Source organism: Methylosinus sp. R-45379 (genome assembly GCF_001644125.1).
GTDB lineage: Bacteria > Pseudomonadota > Alphaproteobacteria > Rhizobiales > Beijerinckiaceae > Methylosinus.
This window is the reverse complement of the sequence record NZ_LUUM01000130.1, coordinates 1-1384: the sequence shown is the minus strand read 5'-3', so window position 1 is coordinate 1384 and position 1384 is coordinate 1. Positions and strand designations below refer to the sequence as shown.

At 60.0% G+C, this 1384-nt stretch carries 1 protein-coding gene and 1 pseudogene; both read left to right on the top strand.

Going from position 1 to position 1384, the window contains the following annotated elements:
• A partial coding sequence (locus A1351_RS06795) for a helix-turn-helix domain-containing protein (protein WP_157096142.1) occupies positions 1-389 on the top strand: 389 nt, incomplete at its 5' end.
• A gap of 3 nt (positions 390-392) precedes the next feature.
• Positions 393-1384, top strand: a pseudogene (locus tag A1351_RS06790) (hypothetical protein); the annotation flags it as partial.

Here is a 1384-nt window from a genome sequence, read left to right as displayed (position 1 = left end):
AGAACAGGGACGAGTTCCTAGTTGCGATCGGAGAACGAATTCGCGCCCTGCGAACGTCGCACGGATGGACCCAACGCATGCTGGGCGATCGTTGCAACATGGCCGCCACTGCCATCTACTTGATCGAAAAAGGCACCCAGAACAGCTCTCTCACGACACTGAAAAAGGTGACGTCGGCTTTAGGAGTGACGGTAGCAACGGTGTTGCCGGAATCGGAGCGGGGCGTGGAGATGTCGTTCCGACTGTCCGAAAATTTGACGAACAGGTCGGAAGAGCTGTTGGAGACGCTTCGTTCTCGCCGCAAGAGCGTGGACGCCTCATTCGACGAGATCGAAAAAAAGGTTCTCGTCTACCTCGAGCTGATGAAGGACCTGGAGGCCCAAAAATAGTATATGACAACAGCGCCTAATATATGGTGCGTTGACGCTCTTGTTAAACAGTGTTATCGATCTGCTTCGGTGAAAACCGGAGCAGACGCCATGCTCGATTGCGATCGTTCATTCGAACCAACCCATTTCGATGCCGCGCCCAACGAGGCGGGACTGCTTTTGGCGCTACTGGGCCACGAATTGGCCTGCGCCGAGGGCCTCATCGAAGGCATGTTGGGCGCCGGTCTCGGCGTCGACGCCATCGCAGCCTATTTGGGCTCTGCGCGAACGACCATCCTCGACGAAATCGCGACTCGCGGGATTCCCATCGGCCCGGATCAGCTCCTAAAGCCCCTCCGGTCGCGCAAAAACGGCTGGTCGCTCATGGACCACACGCTGTTCATCGTCGGATGGACCTGCGGCGTGCATGTCCCGGCTTTGGCCGAAATTCTCGGGCGTTCCGCAGGTTCGCTCTATGGAAAGCGCCGTCGCATCGGCCTGCTGACACGACGTGTGGCGACGGCGGATGGCCACCGGAAGCCCAAGCAGCCAAAGAAGTCCAGCGCCGCATCGGCGACGACGCACGACGTCGCCTCCGCGCCTGCGACGGAAAAGCAGAAGCGAACAGATCGTCAGCCGTCCCCCGAAACATTCGCAACGCCGACGTTGCATGAGACATCGGAAACGCCGCAGACGGCGCCGAACGTCTCATCGACGCCTATGGTTTGCCCCGTGGCGGAAGCGGCGCCGACAACGCAGGAAGCGCCGACGACGCAAGTGGAACTGGCGGCCCCGTCGCTCGCCACTCCTCCTTCCGATCGCCCCACCGAATCACAAAAGGAAGGGTCGCTCGTCGACGCCATAGAGAAAAAGCAGCGCACTCCGCGACAAGCGAAGCCGTCGACATTGTCCGCCGAGACGCAACCCGAGTGGCATGCGGCGGTCGAGGATTTCATGGCGAGGCTACTGCCCACCAATGTGGACACGGTGCGCCATTACGGTACGAAGAATTACGT